Origin of the sequence: uncultured Pseudoflavonifractor sp. (assembly GCF_944387805.1) — a bacterium.
Taxonomy (GTDB): domain Bacteria; phylum Bacillota; class Clostridia; order Oscillospirales; family Oscillospiraceae; genus Pseudoflavonifractor.
Genome location: NZ_CALXGI010000005.1, coordinates 57,939 through 75,334, shown reverse-complemented (window position 1 = coordinate 75,334; position 17,396 = coordinate 57,939). Strand labels below are relative to the sequence as shown.

At 62.0% G+C, this 17,396-nt stretch carries 13 protein-coding genes; 11 read left to right on the top strand and 2 right to left on the bottom strand.

The window, feature by feature from the left end; genetic code table 11:
* Positions 1 to 44: 44 nt before the first annotated feature.
* From ftsW to Q0K06_RS02630, 11 genes are all read left to right on the top strand, one after another.
* Positions 45 to 1,253 carry a putative lipid II flippase FtsW gene (gene ftsW, locus Q0K06_RS02680; protein ID WP_294548239.1) on the top strand — a complete coding sequence of 403 codons (1,209 nt, stop codon included), beginning with the start codon at positions 45 to 47 and terminating at the stop codon, positions 1,251 to 1,253.
* A 39-nt stretch (positions 1,254 to 1,292) separates the two neighbouring features.
* Positions 1,293 to 2,423 (top strand): undecaprenyldiphospho-muramoylpentapeptide beta-N-acetylglucosaminyltransferase, encoded by a 1,131-nt coding sequence (murG, locus tag Q0K06_RS02675; protein ID WP_294548237.1) that lies wholly within the window; start codon positions 1,293 to 1,295, stop codon positions 2,421 to 2,423.
* 127 nt (positions 2,424 to 2,550) lie between these two features.
* On the top strand, positions 2,551 to 3,813 hold the full coding sequence (murA, locus tag Q0K06_RS02670; protein ID WP_294548234.1) for a UDP-N-acetylglucosamine 1-carboxyvinyltransferase: 1,263 nt from the start codon (positions 2,551 to 2,553) through the stop codon (positions 3,811 to 3,813).
* A gap of 103 nt (positions 3,814 to 3,916) precedes the next feature.
* The gene (locus Q0K06_RS02665) at positions 3,917 to 4,687 is read left to right on the top strand and encodes an FtsQ-type POTRA domain-containing protein (protein ID WP_294548231.1); all 771 of its coding nucleotides are present in this window, start codon (positions 3,917 to 3,919) and stop codon (positions 4,685 to 4,687) included.
* Positions 4,688 to 4,714: 27 nt separating this feature from the next.
* Positions 4,715 to 5,482 (top strand): DUF881 domain-containing protein, encoded by a 768-nt coding sequence (locus tag Q0K06_RS02660; protein WP_294548229.1) that lies wholly within the window; start codon positions 4,715 to 4,717, stop codon positions 5,480 to 5,482.
* A complete protein-coding gene (locus tag Q0K06_RS02655) occupies positions 5,479 to 5,871 on the top strand; it encodes a small basic family protein (RefSeq protein WP_294548226.1) in 393 nt (130 codons plus the stop codon). Before Q0K06_RS02660 ends, Q0K06_RS02655 begins: the two co-directional genes overlap by 4 nt.
* 48 nt (positions 5,872 to 5,919) lie before the next feature.
* Complete coding sequence (gene ftsZ, locus Q0K06_RS02650) at positions 5,920 to 7,047, top strand: cell division protein FtsZ (RefSeq protein WP_294548223.1); 1,128 nt, start codon at positions 5,920 to 5,922, stop codon at positions 7,045 to 7,047.
* Between the two features lie 595 nt (positions 7,048 to 7,642).
* Positions 7,643 to 8,569: a magnesium transporter CorA family protein gene (locus Q0K06_RS02645; protein ID WP_294548289.1), complete on the top strand. Its 927-nt coding sequence runs from the start codon at positions 7,643 to 7,645 to the stop codon at positions 8,567 to 8,569.
* Positions 8,570 to 8,782: 213 nt separating this feature from the next.
* Positions 8,783 to 10,504, top strand: a complete 1,722-nt coding sequence (locus Q0K06_RS02640; protein WP_294548218.1) for an FAD-binding protein — start codon at positions 8,783 to 8,785, stop codon at positions 10,502 to 10,504.
* A gap of 270 nt (positions 10,505 to 10,774) precedes the next feature.
* Complete coding sequence (locus Q0K06_RS02635) at positions 10,775 to 12,139, top strand: citrate/2-methylcitrate synthase (protein ID WP_294548216.1); 1,365 nt, start codon at positions 10,775 to 10,777, stop codon at positions 12,137 to 12,139.
* A 176-nt stretch (positions 12,140 to 12,315) separates the two neighbouring features.
* The gene (locus Q0K06_RS02630; protein ID WP_294548213.1) at positions 12,316 to 13,911 is read left to right on the top strand and encodes an FAD-binding protein; all 1,596 of its coding nucleotides are present in this window, start codon (positions 12,316 to 12,318) and stop codon (positions 13,909 to 13,911) included.
* A 47-nt stretch (positions 13,912 to 13,958) separates the two neighbouring features.
* On the opposite strand, the gene Q0K06_RS02625 is transcribed toward Q0K06_RS02630, so the two are convergent.
* The gene (locus tag Q0K06_RS02625; protein ID WP_294548210.1) at positions 13,959 to 16,952 is read right to left on the bottom strand and encodes a M56 family metallopeptidase; all 2,994 of its coding nucleotides are present in this window, start codon (positions 16,950 to 16,952) and stop codon (positions 13,959 to 13,961) included.
* On the bottom strand, positions 16,953 to 17,333 hold the full coding sequence (locus tag Q0K06_RS02620) for a BlaI/MecI/CopY family transcriptional regulator (protein ID WP_294548207.1): 381 nt from the start codon (positions 17,331 to 17,333) through the stop codon (positions 16,953 to 16,955).
* Between the last annotated feature and the right edge of the window lie 63 nt (positions 17,334 to 17,396).

Below are 17,396 nucleotides of genomic sequence, written 5' to 3'. Positions count from 1 at the left end.
AGAGCGGGAGAAACCTTTGGGAGGTGACTGTCACGGCGCGGAAAATGAAGCGGGATCTCACCGTGGAGGAGCAGCTGGCACGGGGACCCATGGATCTGCCCTTCCTGATGCTGACCCTGATGCTCACGGGAATCGGGCTGGTGATGGTGTTCTCCGCCTCCTATGCCACTGCCTATTACGACGGCGTGGTGGCCAAGCACGACCCCACCTATTATTTTGTCCGCCAGGCTTTGTTCGGTGTACTGGGTATTGTGCTCATGTACGCGGTCAGCAGGCTCAACTACCAGCACTACCGCTGGATGGCGGTCTTTGCCCTGATGGCGGCCTTCCTGTGCCTCATTCTGGTTTTTACCCCTCTGGGCTTCGGCAAGGCGACCACGGGTGCTCAGCGCTGGATTCGGGTGCCCGGCCTGGGCAGCTTCCAGCCCTCCGAGGTGGCAAAGCTGGGCGTCATCCTCTACTTTGCCTCACGATTGTCCAAGCGAAGTACAGAGAAGAAGAAAAAGTACGACCTGCGCAAACCCTCCGGCCGCCTGCTGGACCTGCTGGACCGGATTGGCCTCATTGAGCTGGTGCCCTATATGCTTATCCTGGGAGCAGTGGCCGGCCTGATGCTGATGGAGCCCCATATGTCGGGCACCATCCTCATCCTGGTGGGCGGCGCGGCGGTGCTCTTTGCCGGCGGCATCAAACTGGGCTGGTTTGCGGCCGGCGGCGCGGCGGTGGCCGCAGGGCTGTGGTTCATTATGACCAAGACCAGCTACATGGCCGCCCGTCTGGCCATCTGGCAGGATCCCTGGAGCGACCCTCTCAACGGCGGCTACCAGACTATCCAGTCTCTCTACGCCATTGGATCCGGCGGACTGCTGGGGGTGGGCCTGGGCAACTCCAGGCAGAAGTTCAACTACCTGCCCGAGCCGGAGAATGATTACGTGTTCTCCATCACCTGCGAGGAGCTGGGCTACATCGGCGCGGCCATCATCATCATTCTCTTCGCCCTGCTGGTCATCCGGGGCTACTGGATCGCCCTCCACGCCCGGGATCGGTTCGGCGCGCTGCTGGTGGTGGGCATCACTACTCTGGTGGCGGTGCAGGTATTTCTGAACATCGCCGTGGTCACCAACCTGATCCCCCCAACCGGCATCTCGCTGCCCTTCTTCAGCTACGGCGGCACGGCGCTGGTGATACAATTGGTGGAAATGGGAATTGTCCTATCGGTATCGCGACAGATACCGGCCCCCAGACAGGGGTAAGCATATCTTACAGGCTGAGACGTTTGGAGTGAGGCATTGATGAACATTCTCTTTACCTGCGGCGGGACCGCGGGACATATCAATCCGGCGGTGGCGCTGGCCCGGCTCTTTCAGGAGCGGAATCCCGGCTGCCGCATCCTCTTCGTGGGGGCGGATGGGGGCATGGAGACCCGTCTGGTGCCCAAGGAGGGGTATGACATCCGCACGGTGACCATCACCAACTTCCAGCGGTCTCTGACCCCCGCGGCAGTGGGCCACAATCTGAAGACCCTCTTCAACATGAACCGCTCCCGGAAGCAGGCCAACGCCATTCTGGACGATTTCAAGCCCGACCTGGTGGTGGGTACCGGCGGCTACGCATCCTACCCGGTAGTCAATGCCGCCGCCAGGCGGAAAATTCCCACCGCGGTCCACGAGTCCAACGCGGTTCCCGGTCTGACCACCAAGGCCCTGTCCAAGGTGGTGGACGTGGTGATGGTGGGCTTTGAGGAGAGCCGCAGCCACTACGAGCACCCGGAGAAGGTGGTGGTAACGGGCACGCCCGTCCGGGGCGACTTCTTTCGGTACACCAAGAAGGAGGCACGGGAGAAGCTGGGCATTGCCGACAACCGGCCCCTGCTGCTGTCCTTCTTCGGCTCTCTGGGCGCGGCGGTGATGAACGACCTGATGGTGGACGTTATCGCCCGGGAGTGCGCTCAGGGCGCGCCCTTCCGCCACATCCACGGCGGCGGCCGGGACTTTCAGCGGATGCAGGACGCTCTGTCCCGGAAGGGCGTCATTCTGAAGGACACCGGCGTGGAGCTGCGGGAGTACATCTACGACATGCCGCTCATCATGGCGGCCGCCGACCTGGTGGTCTGCCGGGCGGGCGCCTCCACCATCTCGGAGATTTCCGCCCTCGCCAAGCCCTCGGTGCTGGTGCCCTCTCCCAACGTGGTGGCCGACCACCAGACCAAGAACGCCAGGGTGCTCTCGGACCGGGGGGCGGCAGTGCTGCTGCCTGAGAAGGAGTGCTCCGGCAAGCCGGAGGTGCTGCTGGAGCTGCTCACCGGCCTGATGGCCGACAGCAGCCGCCGGGAGGACATGAGCCGAAACCTGCGGGAGATGGCTGTACCCGACGCCAGCGAGCACATCTACCGGACACTGGTGGAGCTGATGAACCGGAAATAGAGAAAAACGGACCTGTTTTTTCCTGTTTCGCCGTCCTTTGTCCTGTTTGGCCTGGGAACGCCCCTGGGAACCCCCGCATAGTATGGCCTGAGTGAAAACAAGACCAGCTTTGCGGAGGACGGAGGATATGAGTATATTTCTGGTGGAGGGCGGCAGGCGTCTGGAGGGGTCGGTCCGCGCTCACGGCGCGAAAAACAGCGTGCTGCCCATTCTGGCGGCCACGATCCTGGGCAGAGGGGAGAGCGTCATCCGTAACTGCCCCGAATTGTCGGATGTGACCGCCTCCCTGGCCATTCTGGAGCACCTGGGCTGCAAAACAGACCGGGAGGGGGACACGGTGCGGGTGGATGCCTCCGGCCTGTCCCGGTGCGATGTGCCCGACGGCCTGATGCGGGAGATGCGCTCTTCCGTCATCTTCCTGGGGGCCATCCTGGGGCGGATGGGCGAGGCGGTACTGTCCGCCCCAGGAGGCTGTGAGCTGGGGCCCAGGCCCATTGACCTGCACCTGGCTTCTATCCGGGCCCTCGGGGGCACGGTGGACGAGGCCGGCGGCGCCCTGCGCTGCACCGGCGGGCGTTTGAACGGAGCCGACATTGTACTCTCCATCCCCAGCGTGGGGGCCACGGAGAACACCATGCTGGCGGCAGTGGCCGCCCAGGGGATCACCACCATCACCAACGCAGCCCGGGAGCCGGAGATTGCAGATCTTCAGGCCTTCCTGCGCTCCATGGGGGCGGATGTCCGGGGAGCGGGCAGCTCCATGATCACCATCCGGGGGGGACTGCCTCTCCATGGGGCGGAGCATACCGTCATGGGCGACCGAATCGTGGCCGCCACCTATCTGGCGGCGGCGGCTGCCGCTGGAGGGGAGATTGAGGTCACCGGCGCGGACTGCCGCCACCTGTCCACGGTGACGGCAGTGCTCAGCCAGGCGGGGTGCAGGATACATAGCGATGACAGCCGGATCTGCCTGTCCCGGCCTGAAACGCTCCGGGGCGTGAGCCCGGTGCGCACTGCGCCTTATCCCGGCTTTCCCACTGACGCCCAAGCCCCGCTGATGGCGGCCCTCGCCACGGCGGCGGGCACTTCGGTCTTTGTGGAGAATATCTTTGAGAGCCGGTACCGGCATGTGGATGAGCTCTCCCGCATGGGGGCCCGCATCCGGGTGGAGGGAAGGGTGGCTGTGGTGTTCGGCGTGGAGCGGCTGAAGGCCGCGGCGGTTCACGCCTCCGACCTGCGGGGCGGCGCGGCTCTGGTAGTGGCCGCCCTGGGCGCGGAGGGACGGAGTACCATCTCCGGCCTTCAACACATGGACCGGGGCTATCAGGATCTGGACGGGGGCCTGCGCAGCCTTGGGGCGGATATTATCCGCCGGGAGACGGCCATATAAGAGAAAATTAAGAATTTCCTCACAAACGATTTGATTATTTTCGGTATACTGAAAAGAAAACAAGCCGCCGGGCCTCGCCCGGCGGCGGCAGAGGAGCAGGAAAATGGCGGCGAGACGGAACAAGCGCAAGCGGCGAAACAGAGGACGCTTCGGCTTCCTCTATAAAGTGCTGTCCGCTGCTGTGATTATAGCGGCGATTGTGGCGGGCTGCGCGGTGTTTTTCCGGGTGGAAAACATTGAGGTCAACGGCCAGTCAGCCTATACGGCGGAGCAGATTATCGGCGCCGCTGAGGTAGAGCGGGGGGACAACCTCTTTGCCGTCAATAAGTTCAAGGTGATGCGGCAAATTATCTCCCGGCTGCCCTATGTGGATGAGATCTCGGTCTCCCGCCGCCTGCCTGACACACTGGTGATCAACGTGACTGAATGCGTGCCTGCGGCGGCCATCCAGGGCAGCGACGCCTGGTGGATTATTGATACAAAGGGCAAGATTCTGGAGCGGGCGGACGAGGCACGGGCGGCGGAATTCCCGCCCCTCACCGGCCTGACGCCGGACAGCCCTGTGGTGGGCGAACGGCTGAAGGTGGCCGAGGGGGAGAGCAACAAGCTCTCCAGCCTGGAGAAGCTTTTTGCAGCTCTGGCCGCCCGGGGAATGACGGATCAGGCTGAGAGCTTTGACCTGACTGCCATCAACTTTATTAAAATGGGCTACGGCGGCAGGTTTACGGTGAAGATCCCAATGAACACCGACTTCAATCAGGCGGCCAAGATTCTGGAAGCGGCCATCGGGGCCTTGGAGGAGACTGATCGGGGCGTCATCGACCTGACTCTGGACGAGCCCCATTTTATCCCCTATGCGTCCATGCTGGGCTGAGCGCTCTGGCGGGAGGAAGGAGAACAGATGGAACGGACCAAACGCAAGAAGAACTGGGGTGAGCTGGCCATTGGAGGCGTGTGCGCGCTGTTGGGCATCCTGCTGGCCGTGCAGCTGCGCAGCGTAAAGGTGAACACCGCAGCGGATGCCACCAATACCGGTCGGCTGGAGACCCTCCAGCAGCTCTACAACGAGACCGTGGACAGCCTGGAAACCACCAGGGCACAGCTGGAGCAGGTGCAGGCTGAGCTCCAGACTTACCGGGACGAGGCGGCCTCAGGCAGCGGAGAGAGCGAGGCCCTGCGGGCTGAGGTGGACAAACTGGAAATGGAGGCAGGACTGGTGGAAGTTGTGGGCCCCGGCGTAATGGTGAGCCTGCAGGACTCCAGCGCAGCCAACGTCACCGGCGACGAGGCCGACTACCTTATTCACGACAACGACCTGCTCTCGGTACTCAACGAACTGCGGGACGCGGGCGCGGAGGCTATCTCCCTCAATGGGGAGCGGATTATGGCTACCACCGAGATCCGCTGCGCCGGTTCAGTGGTCATCGTCAATGGCCGGCGGTACACCGCTCCCTTTGTGTTCAATGCCATCGGCGACCCCGATACCCTCTACTCCGCCCTCACCATGCGCAACGGCGTGGTGGACGTGCTGGGGCAGTGGAAGATTGAGGTGAAGGTGACGCCCAGCGAGATGCTCACCGTGCCCGCCTACAACGGGGTCATTGACTTCCAGTATGCCAAGCCCTCCACCGCCCAGAGCGAGGGCACGGAAGGGGGCGCTGTGGGATGATTGAGCTGGCCGGCCTGATTGTGGGACTTGTCATCGGCTGCTTCCTGCCCTGGCATGTGCCCAGCCAGTACAGTCTCTATGTGGCCACCGGGCTGCTGGCTGCTCTGGATTCTGCCCTGGGCGGCATGAATGCCCGCATTAAAAAGACCTTTAAGCTGTCTATCTTTCTGTCCGGGTTCTTCGGCAATGCCATCATCGCCGTGTTCCTGGCATGGCTGGGGGACAAGCTGGGACTGCCCCTATATCTTGCGGCGGTGGTGGTTTTCGGCACCCGCATGTTCCAAAACTTTGCGGAAATCCGGCGGGAACTATTGACCTCGCGCCAAAAGAAGGCTAGAATAGAACAAGACATAAATAATAGTCAGGGCTCGGAAAATGAGCTTCCATAATTTGCATAAAAAGAGAGTTTTCACTTCTTTTACATAGGAGGAGCAGTTATGCCTTTTGGATTGGACAGCGGTCCCGATACGGTAGTCACCATTAAGGTCATCGGTGTCGGCGGCGGCGGCAACAACGTGGTCAACCGGATGGTAAAGTCCGGGATGAAGGGCGTGGATTTTATCGCAGTCAACACGGATAAGCAGGCGCTTACCGTGTCCAGCGCTACCTATAAGATTCAGATCGGCGAGAAGCTCACCGGCGGTCAGGGCGCGGGCAGCGATCCCGAGGTGGGCCGCAAGTCCGCTGAGGAGAGCCGCAGCCAGATCTCCAAGGCCCTGGAGGACGCGGACATGGTCTTTATTACCGCCGGTATGGGCGGCGGCACCGGCACCGGCGCGGCCCCCATCGTGGCGGATATTGCCAAGGAGATGGGCATCCTCACCGTGGGCGTGGTCACGAAGCCCTTTAAGTTTGAGGGCCGCCGCCGGATGATGCAGGCGGAGAAGGGCATTGAGGAGCTGCGCACCCGGGTGGACAGCCTGGTCATCATCCCCAACGAGCGCCTTAAGTATGCTACCGACCAGAAAATCACCTTTGCCAACGCCTTCGAGATCGCCGACGATGTGCTCCGCCAGGCTGTGCAGTCCATCTCCGACCTCATCAGCAACACCGGCTTCATCAACCTGGACTTTGCCGATGTGACTGCGGTCATGCAGAACGCGGGCATGGCTCACATGGGCGTGGGTCGGGCTGCCGGCAAGAACAAGGCGGAAGAGGCCGCTAAGATGGCCATTTCCAGCCCTCTGCTGGAGACCTCCATCAACGGCGCCAAGGGCGTCCTGGTCAACGTGACCGGCTCCATGGACATCGGCCTGGAAGAGGTGGAGACCGCCGCCAACCTGGTGCAGGAGGCTGCCCACGAGGAGGCCAACATCATCTTCGGCGCAGCCTTTGACGATTCCCTGGACGATGAGATCCGCGTCACCGTCATTGCTACCGGCTTTGAGGAGGTGGAGAGCAAGATCTCCGCTACGCCTTTCTCCAGAGGCGGGGAGCAGAAGGCGCCCGCAGCTGCTGCCGGCACGCAGGCGCCCAAGACCCTTGAGCCCATGACGGAGGCGGACTCCAAGATTGAAGATGACCCCTTCAACGATATCTTCAAGATCTTCAACCGGGGGAAATAACACTGTGAGACTGCGCGCCGGTCTGCCTGAAGGCAGGCCGGCGTGTTTTTTCTGGATGGGATGATAACCTGGGGCTTCCCGGGTTGCATTCCAGAAAAAAGAGGCTTATAATAATGTCTGCTGAATCAGCCGTTATATGGTTGATTGGCAGGGAACATCTGCCGGACCTCTCTGGAGGGCGGCGCCCAGGAAATTTGAATGGAGAAGGAGTGATATGCGCCGTGAGCAGCGACCCCCTGAGTCGAACATGGAACAGAAATACAAACAGCACGGCGCATAAAGGCTGAAAGGCGGAGATTGCCCGCCCTATATGTCTGCGGCGCCCACGCCGCCGGCGGAGCGCGTCGCGCACTCATCCAAGGTCCGTATCATCGCGGGGTTTGGATGAGGGTATGACAGGGCGTTTGCCGCGGCGGACCAAAAAAGGACGCGCGGACCTTTCCCGGCAGGTACGGGAGCGGCTGCTGCCGGCGCCGAAAAGGCGGCCCATGCCCGGATAATTCTGCCGGGCCACGGGCAGACTTCCATATTATGGACGCTGCGGTGCGGAGACCGATTCTGCCTGTCCCCGGCGCGTCGGAAAGACGTGATGAAAATGCTCTCCATCCATAAGACGATTGACAAGAAGATGACCCGGCTGGATACCATCCAGGACGGATGTTGGATTAACCTGACCTATCCTACGGAGGATGAACTGAATACTGTATCGGAGACGCTGAATGTAGACCCCGGCTTTCTGCGGGCCGCCCTGGATGAAGAGGAGACCTCCCGTATTGACACGGAGGACGACCAGACCCTGATCATCATTGACGTGCCCGCCGTGGAGAAGGACGACGCGGTGGTCTACTCTACCATTCCTCTGGGTATCATCGTGACGGAAAAGCACATCATTACCGTCTGCCTAAAGGAATCCTCGATTGTAAGAGATTTTCAGGATGGGCTGGTGAAGAATGCTGAAACCCAGAAGCGAACCCGCTTCATCCTCTACATGCTGCTCCAGGTGGCCAAACGATTCCTGCAATACCTGAAGCAAATCGATAAGATCTACAACTATATGGAGCGCCATCTCTACAAGTCCCAGCGGAACAAGGAGCTCATCCAGCTGTTGGACCTGGAGAAGTCTCTGGTGTACTTCAACACCTCCCTGAAGGCAAATGAGGTCACTCTGGAGAAAATTCTCCGTGGCCGTATTATCACCCTCTATGAGGAGGACCACGATCTGCTGGAGGACGTGCTCATTGAGGTGCGCCAGGCCATCGAGATGGCCAATATCTACTCCTCTATCATCTCCGGTATGATGGACGCCTTTGCTTCAGTCATCTCCAACAACCTGAACGTGATCATGAAGGTGCTGACCTCCATCACCGTACTGCTCACAGTGCCAAATATTATCTTTGGCTTCTACGGCATGAATATTACCGCCGGCCTGCCGCTGGATCAGTTCTGGTGGATTCCGCTGATTCTGGCCGTAGCTGTCATCGCTGTAGTGGCGTTGATTCTGAAAAAGCACGATCTGTTTTGAGAAAAATGATTCCGCATGTCCTCCAACAGAGGACATGCGGAATTTGTGCATTATAACGGGAAAGCGGCAGGACTCAAATCCCGCAACAGTTGACAACTTAAATAAATGATATATAATTAACAATATGCTGCAAAGGCGCTTCCACGCGGGAAAAGTGGAAGAGAGCCAAAATCAGCACAGAAGAAACGCGAATATTGGAAAGGAATGCATGAAATGAAGAAAAGCAAACGTGTACTAAGTCTGGTTGCGGCTGGCGCCCTGCTCCTGACGACGGCCTGCTCCAACACTCCCGCTGCGGAAAGTCCCTCTGCCACGCCCTCTGCCAGCCAGCCCCAGTCCAGCGAGCCTGTGCAGACTGCTGCGGTCAGCGGCGTCTACGAGGGCAAGGGTACCGGCTACGGCGGTGAGGTCTCTGTCCTGGTAACCGTAGAGGACGGACAGATGACCGACCTGCGCCTGCTGGACCACCATGAGACCGATCCTGTGGTGAACCGGGCGTTCCCCATTCTGAAGGACCGCATTCTGGAGGCCCAGAGCCCCGTGGTGGACAGCGTCTCCAGCGCCACCTTTACCTCCTATGCTGTGAAGTCTGCCGTGGCTGACGCCGCCAGCCAGTACGGCCAGGATTTCGGCGAAATCACCATGACCACTGCCAGCGCCGAGACCCCCGCTGCGCCTGAGGATACCACTGCACAGCTGGTGGTTGTGGGCGGCGGCCCTGCCGGCCTCGCCGCCGCCATCTCTGCCAAGCAGAACGGCGTGGAGGACGTGATCCTCATTGAGAAGCTGGGCATCCTGTCCGGCAACGGCAAGTTTGATATGAACTTCTTCGACCTCATCAACTCCAAGGCCCAGCAGAAGGCCGGCATTGAGTACACTGTGGAGCAGTTCATCGAGGAGAAGAAGGACGCCGGCAACACCCCTGAGCGCCTCCAGGCCTGGGCTGAGGGCGAGTGGACCCTGGACGCCTGGCTGCGCGACATGGACATTCTCCTGAACCAGTCCAACGGCGGCACCAACCACATGGCCGAGAGCGATGTCTACGCCGGCGACCACATCCAGACCGGTCTGGAGAAGGAAGCCTATGAGCTGGGCGTTGACATCCGCCTGGAGAACAAGGGCACCGACCTCATCATGGAGGACGGCGTGTGCACCGGCGTTGTGGTGGAGACCAAGGGCGGCACCTACAATATCACCGCTGACGCTGTGGTGGTGGCCACCGGCGGCTTCTGCAACAACAAGGAGCTGCTGGCCAAGTACGCCCCCGGCCATGAGGTGCTGGAGACCTCCAACTCCATGGGTACCACCGGCGACTTCATCCCCGTGTTTGAGAAGAACGGCTTTGGCCTGGAGAACATGGGCAAGATGTCCGTTTTCTCCTACATCCTCAATCCCCGCCGGGATCTGACCGGCGGCGGCTCCGGCTTCCTGCTGGTGAACAAGGACGGCTCCCGCTTCATCGACGAGGCCTCTACCTCCGGTCTGGAGCTGGGTACTGCCATCCTGGCTCAGCCCGACGGCGCCGCCTTCTACCTGGCTGACCGCACCCTGTATGAGGACAACTACCGTACCCGCAAGCACGTGGCCGCCGGCTACTATCAGCAGGGCGAGACCCTGGAGGAGCTGGCTGAGAAGCTGGGCATCGACGCTGAGGGTCTGAAGGCCTCTGTGGAGGAGTACAATGCCAATCTGCCCGAGGGCGCCCGTCCCTTCGACGCTGAGGGCCCCTACTATGGTGCCAAGGTCCAGACTGCCAACCACATGACCAAGGGCGGTGTCACCGCCGACGAGCGTGCCCAGGTCCTCTACGAGGACGGCACCGTGGTGCCCGGCCTGTATGCCGCCGGCGAAGTCACCTGGATCAGCGGCGCTTACAGCGCGGCTGTGGTCTTTGGCCGCATTGCCGGCGCTTCCGTGGCTGAGGACATCCTGTAAGCTGTTCCGGACACAGGAAATAAAGCAAAAAAACGTGCCGCTCCTGCGAGCGGCACGTTTTTTTGCGCGATTTTTACGAAATTTTGGATATATAAACAGGGACTGTCATATAAAATAAGTTTGAAAAACCAGGTTTTGCAAAAACACTGTGTATCCATTCATAAAATAGAAACAATTTCACGCTATAATAATCAGCAAGCTATTACTTCATCCACCAAAACCAAAAGGCCGCCCGGGGGCGGCCTTTTCCCGGAAGAAGGAGGTCTGACAATGGCAAGCAATCCGTATTACAATGAAGTGACGCCTGAGGTAACCGAGCTGGCCAATCTGGCCCTGGCCAACAGCAGTATTTCCCCAGACGACTATGTGAAGTACGACGTGAAGCGGGGACTGCGCGATCTCAACGGTAAGGGCGTCGTTGCGGGCCTGACCGAGATATCAGAGATTGTGGCTAAAAAACTGGTGGACGGCAGGGAAGTGCCCTGTGACGGCGAGCTCTACTATCGGGGCATTAACGTGGAGCAGTTGGTCAGCGGAGCTTTGAAGGAGAAGCGGTTCGGCTTTGAGGAGACCGCCTATCTGCTTTTGGTGGGCCGACTGCCCAACGCCGACGAGCTGGCCGACTTCCGCGGTCAGCTCTCTTATTACCGCACTCTGCCCACCAACTTTGTCCGGGATGTGATTCTCAAGGCCCCCAGCAGGGATATTATGAACTCCCTGGCGCGCAGCGTGCTCAATCTGGCCGCCTATGATGACCGCGCAGATGACACCTCTCTGCCCAACGTGATGCGACAGTGTCTCCAGATGATCGCCGTGTTCCCGCTGCTGGCGGTATATGGCTACCATGCCTACAACTACAAAGAGGGGAACAGCCTCTATATCCATGCTCCCCGGGCGGAGCTGTCCATGGCGGAGAATATTCTGGCCCTGCTGCGGCCCGATGCATCCTATTCCTTCTGGGAGGCCCATGTGCTGGATGTGTGCCTCACCCTCCATGCTGAGCACGGCGGCGGCAACAACTCCACCTTCACCACCCACGTGGTCACCTCCTCCGGCACGGATACATACTCCTGCATGGCGGCGGCCCTGGCCTCCCTGAAGGGTCCCAAGCACGGCGGCGCCAACATCAAAGTCATCCGTATGTTTGAGGATATGAAGGAGCATATCCGGGACTGGAAGGATGAGGACGAGGTGAAGGCCTATCTCCAGGACCTGCTGGACCGGAAGGCCTTTGACAAAGCGGGCCTCATCTACGGCATGGGCCACGCGGTCTACTCTCTGTCCGACCCCCGGGCCAATATCCTGCGGTCCTTTGTGGAGCGGCTGTCCCGGGAGAAGGGGCGCACCGAGGAGTACGAGCTCTACTCCCTGGTGGAGCGCCTGGGTCCCGAGGTGATTGCCGGCGAGCGGAAGATTTACAAGGGCGTGTCCGCCAATGTGGACTTCTACTCTGGCTTTGTCTACCATATGCTGGACCTGCCTCTGGAGCTGTATACCCCCATCTTTGCCCTGGCCCGTGTAGCGGGCTGGAGCGCCCACCGCATTGAGGAGCTCATCAATATGGGCAAGATTATCCGTCCCGCCTACCAGTACGTGGGACACCGGCAGGAGTACAAGAGCCTGGCCGAGCGCTGAAAAAACAGAAAGCAGCAGGCGCGGGAACCGTTGCGGTTCCCGCGCCTGCTGCTTTCTGACGAGAGATGCAAAATCCTCTTGACATTCCCCCAGGAGGATGGATTATTCTGATAGAGAAGAGATGGACGGCCTGCTGTGGCCGTGAAAATATGGGAGCGACGGAAAGGAGCCGGAGTATGACACCTGTAAAGCTGGAGACTGATGTGCTGGTGCTGGGAGGCGGCAGCGGCGGACTGTGCGCGGCCATGGCAGCCCGTGAGGCGGGCGCCAGAGTGGTGCTGGCCTACAAGGCGGGCGGCAACGCCACCGCCGTGGCGGCGGGCGGATATGCCGTGGTGCTGCCCGGCGCGGCGGACGACTCGGTGGATTGCCTGGTGGCCGACGCTCTGCGCAGCGGTACGGAGCTGGTGGACCAGCCTCTGCTGCGCCGCCTGGCGGAGCGGAGCTGGCCCGCCATAGAGCGGGTGACGGAGTGGGGCGTGGAGTTCTACCGCAATGAGGACGGCAGCTACCGCCGCTTCCGCTCCGGCGGCCACTCGGCGCCCCGGTCACTGCGGTGCGCTTCCGGCCGGGGCAGCGATTCCTACGGCGTCCTCTTCCGCCGGGCAGGCGCGGAAGGCGTGACCATGCTGAAAAATACCCTCATCACCCAGCTGCTGCTGAAGGACGGCCGGGTGCGGGGCGCGGCGGGCATGGACGGGGAAGGCAAGCCCCTGATGATCGCCGCCAGGACGGTAGTGCTGGCCACCGGCGGCATGGCGGCCCTCTATGAGCACACCACCACCGCGCCCGGCCTCACCGGAGAGGGGTATATCCTGGCCCTGGAGGCGGGCTGCCGCCTGCGGGACATGGAGTTTATTCAGTTTATGCCCACCACCCTGGCCGCGCCGCCGGGGCTGAAGGGCAAGCTGGTCAACGATACCCTCCGGGGTGAGGGGGCTTATATCCTCAACAGGGAAGGCGAGCGGTTCATGGAGCGCTATGACCCGGTGCTGAAGGATGTGGCCGCCCGGGACATCCTGTCCGCTGCCATCGCCCGGGAGGTGGCCGCCGGACGGGGCAGCCCCATGGGCGGCGTGTATGTGGACGCCAGGCACATCCCGGAAAAAGCGCTGCTCCAGAGCTTCGGCGCGTGCAAGGCCCTGCGGGCGGCGGGTATCGACCCGTCCAGGGATCTGATTGAGGTGGTGCCTGCGGCCCATTTCTCCTGCGGCGGCGTCATCATCGACGTGGACTGCCACACCGACGTACCCGGCCTGTATGCCGTGGGCGAGGTGGCCGGCGGCATACACGGCGCCAACCGCCTGGGCGCCACGGCGCTCACGGAGAACGTGGTCTTCGGCCAGATTGCCGGACAGCTGGCGGCAGAGGAGGCGAAAAAAACGCCCGCGCCCGCCGGACTGACCTGGGACGCGCCGGAGCGGTGCACGGACTGTCCGCCTGACCCGGAGACCGAGGCGATGCTCACCGGCAGCGAAAAGAGCATCCGCCATATTCTCTGGCAGTATGGCGGCATTCTGCGGGACGCCCAGGGCCTGACTCAGGGCCTGGTAGAGCTGGGCTATCTGGACCGGCAGCTCGCCGAGCTGACCACCCCCAACTTTGTCCAGCAGCAGGAGAAACGCCGCCTGACCCAGCTGGTCTATCTGGCCAGCCTGGTGCTCCAGGCCGCTCTCCGGCGGACTGAGAGCCGGGGCTGTCACACCCGCACCGACTTCCCCGACACCGACCCGGAGCAGGGGAAAAGCATCATTCTCTCTCTGAAAGATTAAACAGAAAAAGTGCCCGGAGCACAGGCTCCGGGCACTTTTTCTATGGATTATTCCTTCGAGAGGGCATCGCCAAAGAAGTCGCTGTACCGGAAGGAGGAGAGACCGCCGTCTATGGAGAAGAGCAGATCCTCCACCGGGAGGGCCACCGCAGGGACGGTGAGCGCAAACCAGCCGTTGGCGGGCGCCTCTGTGCGGACCTCGTAGGGGAGGTCCCCGGCGGCCTGGACAGTGATTTCCGCCGTGGTGAAGGGCACGTCGGGGCCGTTGGGGTCAGTCCAGGTGGAGCCGCCCAGGAAGCCGAACACCAGGGCGTTATCCTCGTCATACCGCAGCACCCCGGCGGTGACTCGGGGGCTCATCAGGGGCGGGCAGGTGCCCCGCTCCGAGAGACGCCAGGTGCCGTCCTCGTTCTGCCAGGCAACCCGGGCTACGTAGCCCACCTCGCCGTCCCTGGTCCAGCTGCCCATGATCAGATAGCCGGTGTCGTAGGGGATGGCTGCCACCACCTCATAGCCGTCCTCAGCGGCCAGGAAGGACTCCACGGCGTCATCCACGGAGAAGCCGGTCAGCCGGTCATTGACCGGGAAATTGTCCTCATCCACAAAGGTCAGCGAGAGGGGATCCTCGGGTTGGCCGGTCCGGGCGGGAATCCACTCCAGATGGAGCACCCTGTCCTCCCCGCCCCAGTCGGTCAGACGGGCCAGCATGTTTCCGGGTTCCACCTGGTCTCCAACCGCCACATAGAGGTCGGACAGATTGGCATAGCGGAAGGAGCCCTCCTCACAGGAGACAACGATGTACGTCCCATACCGGGGGTCGGCGCCGATCTCGGTGACGGTGCCGGAACAGGCGGAGGCAGCGGCGACGGCGATAATGTCCACACCCGGGTGGTCCTGAGAGAAGGGACGGGCGATCTGATAGTGGCTGATAACGGGCCAGAGGTAGCCGCTGTAAGTGATGGGCTGCCAGGCGGACTCCGTCAGGCCGACCACCAGCTCATCTCCGTCCAGATAGAGGGTGTAGCCCGAGTTGAGGCGGCCCTCCAGAGAGACCATGGCGGCGGAGTAAGAAAAGGGAGGATTGTGCTCAAAGCCGTGCATGAAGAGGTTTACGGGGAAGTCAGGGTCGGAAAGAGAGTAGGTACGCTCATTTCCGTCCGAGGCCCGGAAGGTAAGCGAGCTGTCGGAGAAGGAGGCCACCTGTCCCGTCAGCCGGGTGGGGAAGGGTGCGCCGCTCAGGGTGAAGTCCTGGGGAGTGAGATCCCGCACACTGGCCTCCAGAGGCAGGTATTCCCCCTGATTTTCCTCCGTGAAGCGCACATCACTGGGGTGCGTGGTGTAAAAGACCATACCGTCGCGCTCCGCCAGAATAATGATCTGTTGAGGAGCGGTGTGCTCCGGGTCATCGCCCCACTGGGCATAGAAGCTGTCGCTGTCCTCCACGGAGAGGCCGAAGAGCCAGCCGCCCAGCTCACCACGGTTTTTAACGTAAAAGCCCCAGCTGTCCGGCCCTTCGTCCACCTCGTACAGCCCCGCCCAGTTCTCGGGCAGCTGGAGGGTGAAGCCCCAGACCTCACTGGTATAGGAGGGATTGGCCACGGTCTGCACCACGGGCAGAAGGTCCACCGTGATGCTCTGCTCGCCGTTCTCCGGGTCGGGCAGGGCGGCGTCCAGAGTGAGCTCGGTGACGGAGGAGAGGCCATGCAACGCCAGCAGCTCCTCATCCTGGGTGCGGATGGCGGCAATCTGGGCGGCGGTGAGGGGGACGGTGTAGGTCTCCCCCGCCTCCCAGACGGTGCCGTCCAGGTAGTGGAGGCTCATGCCGCTCTCACCGTCCATCTCCTGCCGTCCCGCAATGTGGATGGACCAGTCAGAGGCGGGGGAGTAGCCTGCCGGAACGGTGAAGGTGAGGGCGGCGGTGTCAGGGTCAAAGGAAATGCTCTCCTTCAGCGCGTCCAGGGCCTCCCGGGCGGTGAGGGTGTTTTCTGCTGTGGTCTGGGGAGAAGGCTGGCCGCCCTCGGCCTGCTCGCAGGCCACCAGGCCGCCCAGGGCCAGCACCAGGGCCAGGGCGCAGCACAGCAGGGGCACGCCCCTGCGCTTTTTCAGGAACAGGTTGCCCAGCCGGTCCTTCAGCTGCCCCTTCCCGCTGCCGAAGCGGGTGGACAGGGCGGGACCGGAGGCATCCGCGGCGGCCTGGAGCAGCACCTGACCATACTCCCGCCGTCCGCCGCCGTTCAGGCTGCGTATGACCGCCTCGTCACAGCACAGCTCCAGGTTGCGGCCCGCCTCCCGGGCCATCCACCACACCAGGGGATTGAACCAGTGGACCGCGTTGGCCAGCAGCATGACCGCCTTGTAGGCCACGTCCTGGCGCTTCAGGTGGAGCAGCTCATGGCGGAGGGTCAGGTCCAGCTCGCTGTCTCTCAGGCCACGGTCCGGGAGGAGAATTACCGGCCGCACCAGCCCCAGCATCATGGGGGAGCGGACGGCGGCGGAGCGCATCAGCCCAACGGAGCGGCGGATGTTCAGCTCCTGACGGAGGGCGGAGCACTTGTCCGCCTGCTCATGCGTGGGGGACAGGGCGGAGCGGAGCAGCTTCCGCCGGGCCAGCAGGTAGGAGACGCAGTGGAACAGCAGAAATACCACCCCGCCCGCCAGCCAGAGAATAGAGAGCAGCTGGGTGGAGCGGATGGTCACGGGCGCAGACTCCGGGGCGGTCTGAACCTGCTGGGGCAGGGACTGGGCCGGAGTTTGAGCGGTCTGGCCGGAGGCCGTCTGCCCGGTTGGGGTCATGTTCTGTACCCGAGCGGGCCGCTGTACCGGCGCGGAGATGGAGTAGGTGGGCACCTCCACCGTAACGGCGGGGACGGACCAGCTCAGCTGCACCGGCAGAACCAGTCGCAGGGCCAGCAGGAGAAAGAGTACATACAGCGTACGGGCAGCGTACCGGTGGCGGATGCGCCGGGCCAGGAGCAGCAGGGGCAGCAGCACGGCCGAGCAGGCGGCCGACAAGGTAAGCATACGCAGCAGCAGGTCTTCCATTTACCTCGCCTCCTCTTCCAGTTGGTCCAGGTAAGCCCTCAGCTCGGCCACGTCCTCACGGCGCAGGCTGCCGCCGTCGTGGAGGGCAGCGGCAAAACGGCGGAGGGAGCCGGCGTAGAGCTTGCCCAGAATGGTCTTTCCCTCCTCCTCCTGGTAGCGGGCCTTGGAGATGAGAGGGGTGTACAGGTTGGTCTTGCCCTCCTTGCGGCAGGAGAGAAAGCCCTTCTCCTCCAGACGCTTCAGGTAGCTGTGGAGAGCGCTGGCAGTGAGAGGACGGTCCAGGGCGGAGAGAATCTCCGGCGCGGAAATTTCACCCTCCGCCGTCCACACAGCCAGCATGATGTCCAGCTCGGACTCGGGCAGGCGTTTAAAGAAGTCCATAGGGTGTACCTCCTTTTTCTGCAAATGCAAATCTTATCTTCAATGATATTCTACATTTGCAGA